The organism is Eudoraea sp., from assembly GCF_049665975.1.
In the GTDB taxonomy this organism is placed as follows: Bacteria; Bacteroidota; Bacteroidia; order Flavobacteriales; family Flavobacteriaceae; genus Eudoraea.
Genome location: NZ_JBATGR010000340.1, coordinates 1 through 3484 on the forward strand (window position 1 = coordinate 1; position 3484 = coordinate 3484).

The 3484-nt window shown below is 36.1% G+C and carries 3 protein-coding genes and 1 pseudogene; all 4 read right to left on the minus strand.

Going from position 1 to position 3484, the window contains the following annotated elements; all coding sequences use genetic code 11:
* Positions 1 to 773 (minus strand): vWA domain-containing protein (locus WBN20_RS11825; RefSeq protein WP_424281826.1); only part of this gene is annotated, 773 nt, incomplete at its 3' end.
* The gene (locus WBN20_RS11830; protein ID WP_424281827.1) at positions 774 to 2432 is read right to left on the minus strand and encodes a BatD family protein; all 1659 of its coding nucleotides are present in this window, start codon (positions 2430 to 2432) and stop codon (positions 774 to 776) included.
* Positions 2433 to 3299, minus strand: coding sequence for a DUF58 domain-containing protein (locus WBN20_RS11835; RefSeq protein ID WP_424281828.1), 867 nt, complete (start codon positions 3297 to 3299; stop codon positions 2433 to 2435).
* Between the two features lie 68 nt (positions 3300 to 3367).
* Positions 3368 to 3484 (minus strand): annotated as a pseudogene (locus tag WBN20_RS11840) (AAA family ATPase); the annotation flags it as partial.

Here is a 3484-nt window from a genome sequence, read left to right on the forward strand (position 1 = left end):
AATTCCTCATCTATCTCAACCTGTCTCATCCCGTACCTATAGGATCCATCTTCATTATATGCTACTGGCGAGAGCGCGTTTCCATTAGTTCCCAAGCCAATGGTATAAGTCTTGATGTCAAATTCCACTGCAAGGTCAGCTGCCGTTTGCGGCTCTATAAATCCTGAATTATTAACCCCATCGGTAAGTAAAATAATTACCTTACTTATTGATTTGCTTTCTTTTAGCCTATTAACAGAAGTTGCTAATCCCATACCAATGGCAGTACCATCGTTCAACTGACCATAGGTAATTTCTTTAAGCGAATTTAATACAATAGATTTGTCACTTGTTATTGGTGTTTTGGTGTAGCTTTCGCCTGCGTAGGCCACTAATCCAATTCTATCATTTGGTCTTTGTCGAATAAAATCCGCTGCCACTTCTTTAAGTGCTGATAATCGGTTTGGCTTTAAATCCCTTGCCAACATACTTGAAGAAACATCTATCGCCATTACAATATCAATACCTTTCGTAGTTTTTGTCCGAGTGGAAATATCCTCAGTTTGAGGGCGCGCCATTGCTACTATAATTGCTGTCAATGCCAACAAACGGAACACAAATAATACCGGTTTTAGTTTTGGCAAAATGTCGTTAGATGTAAATCCATCTACAGTCGGAATTTTCAGGGTGGCAGTCTCCTCTTTACGATTGAAAATATGCCATATCAAAGCAAGGGGTAGCAATAAAAGCAACCAAAAAAGCTGAGGATTTGCAAATTCTATATTATCTAACATTTATGCCTCTGTTTTTACTTCTAATGAACCTATTATCCTACTTACAATTTCTTCAGCGTAAGTATCTTCATCTAACCATGATAAGATTAACTGCTGTTGAAAACCATTTCCGCCAAAAAGGATAATAGTGTATTGCCCGCTAACTAATTCTTTTGAGCCAGGTACTGCAAATTTACCCCGGCCAAAAACTTTAATTCCTTTTACACCAGATACCGTAACGAATTCTTCTTGCTTAGTAATAATATTTTTTGCGCCCTGATCTTCGAAATTTTTCAATATTTGTTCAACAACCTGATTGAAATCAGGTTCTTCAGGTTTATTTAATGTGGTAGAAGTTGTGCCAATAGTGAGTAAACCTTTTTTACTCCTGTACATAAAAGCCTGCAGCTCTTTGATATTGGCCTTTGCATCAGGAGGTAGCTTAACTTCTTGTCTTACCAGTACTTCCGGAGTTTCAACAATTATTGGTGGATATCCGTAAGAACTGGAAACCCATTCTCCTTCTAAAAGTGTTTTTGTAGGATGGCCAGTAATGGTGTCCCAAACATAAGAAGGACCTAAATAGGTTATAAGGCCCCCAAGGGAGACCAATATTATAATTGCTGCAGCAGAAACAATTGATATTATTTTCTTTTTCCGTTTTTTCTGAGCAATAACTTCCTGATATTCTTCCTGTTCCAACAAATCTTCTTCAGTAGGTTCAGGCAAGGCTTCTTTAGTCTTAACAACGATTTCCTCAATAGCTTTTCTATCCTGCTCGGCGACTGATGTAAGGGGTTTGGATCTTGCAAATTTTACAAGATCAGCTGTTTGTAGTGTTTTTTCAAATTGTTTAATTGTACTATCCTGTAACTTTAATTCACCTGCATCCTGAAGTAATTCTAATTTTTTAATCAATTCACTTGTAGTACTTTCGAGTGCCGAAATATGTACCTCTTCTTCAAGATAGGATCTAACTATTTCAGTTAATTCAGAATAATAGACTTTGTACTTATCCTGAATTAAATATTTAGAATTTTCTAATCGCTTCAATTCCAAAAGTGCTCTATCATAAGGTGGGAGCAATGCCACCTTTTCCTCTTCTGTCAATGGTTTTTTTCGAATTATAAACCAATAAATAAGGCCACCTGCAATTAAGGCAATAAGCAAAACAATAAGGAGGATTTTCCAAAAGGCACTATTACTTTTTTGTACGCTTATTAAAGGTTTTATATCATACATTTTTTGGTTTACTGTATCCACGGGGACCGTGGCAACATCAACCTTAAGAGAGTCTGTAAAAAATCCAGCCCCGTTAATTTCAATACGCTGGGCAGGAAGTACATAGGATCCGGAATCAAATTGTGTAAGCGTGTATATTTTTTGCAGCGTAATCCTGTCTTTTTTTCGGGTTGTATCTGTTTTAAAAGCCTGAACAGTTTCCAAAGGCGAAAAAGTTTGCCCTTCAGGGAAGAATACCTGAGCAGTTGAGTCTACTTCAATAGTAACCGTAAAATGAATTTGTTCACCAATTTTAATGTTGGTAGTGTCTACTTTTGATGTTATTACAGGTTGTAACTGAGCAATTATGGTATTCCCAAAAAATAAAAGGTATAAGAAAAGCACCGGGCCAGACCGGGAACTAATAATACGTCTTAATTTAATTGAAATCATATTCATTTATCCTCTTCGCTTAAAATAACCCAATAACTTTTTAACATAACTCTCATCTACGCGACAATCCAAAATACCACATCCCGATTTATTGAAAGTTTCTTTAAAATAGTCTACCCTATTTCTATAGTATTCACCGTATGCATTCCGTACGCTTTTAGATTGCGTATTTACAAGTTTCACTAACCCGGTTTCCGAATCCAGCATTTGCACTACTCCTAAATTTGGAATATGCTCTTCTTTTTCGTCATAAATGCGAATACCTGTAACATCGTGTTTCTTCCCCGTAATTTTCAGTGTTTGCTTATAATCTTTTGCCATAAAATCTGAAAGCACAAATACAATTGCTTTTTTCTTCATGACGTTGGTTAAATATTTAAGAGCTTCCCCAATATCAGTCTTGTTGCTTTTAGGAGAAAATTCAAGTAATTCTCTTATTATTCTTAGGACATGACTTTTTCCTTTTTTAGGGGGTATAAAAAGTTCAATTTCATCAGAAAAAAGAATAAGACCAACTTTGTCATTATTTTGGAGCGCAGAAAATGCCAGAGTTGCCGATATTTCCGTAATAATATCCTTTTTAAACCTATTTGTTGTGCCAAAAAGTTCAGAGCCACTGACATCTACCATTAGCATCATGGTTAGCTCTCTTTCCTCCTCAAAAACTTTTACAAAAGGTTCATTATATCTGGCAGTGACATTCCAATCAATACTTCTTACATCATCACCAAACTGATATTGGCGAACCTCGCTAAAAGTCATTCCACGACCCTTAAAAGTAGAATGGTATTCCCCTCCAAATATGTGATCTGAAAGACGGCGGGTCTTTATTTCAATCTTACGAACTTTTTTTAATAACTCTTTGGTATCCATTTGGGTTCAAGCTTTTCAGTTATATAAGCAAATACCATTTAGGGTATTGAACTACATAGGTTGAACTATTATGGCACTTCAATTTCGTTAACAATCCGGTTGATTATTTCTTCTGAAGTAATATTTTCTGCTTCCGCTTCATAGGTAATTCCAATTCTATGCCTTAGTACGTCATGCACAACGGC

Bases quoted from the DNA above. Each gene is read 5' to 3' on its own strand.
- WBN20_RS11830 (WP_424281827.1), bottom strand. From the start codon at position 2,432: ATGAATATGATTTCAATTAAATTAAGACGTATTATTAGTTCCCGGTCT.
- WBN20_RS11835 (WP_424281828.1), bottom strand. From the start codon at position 3,299: ATGGATACCAAAGAGTTATTAAAAAAAGTTCGTAAGATTGAAATAAAG.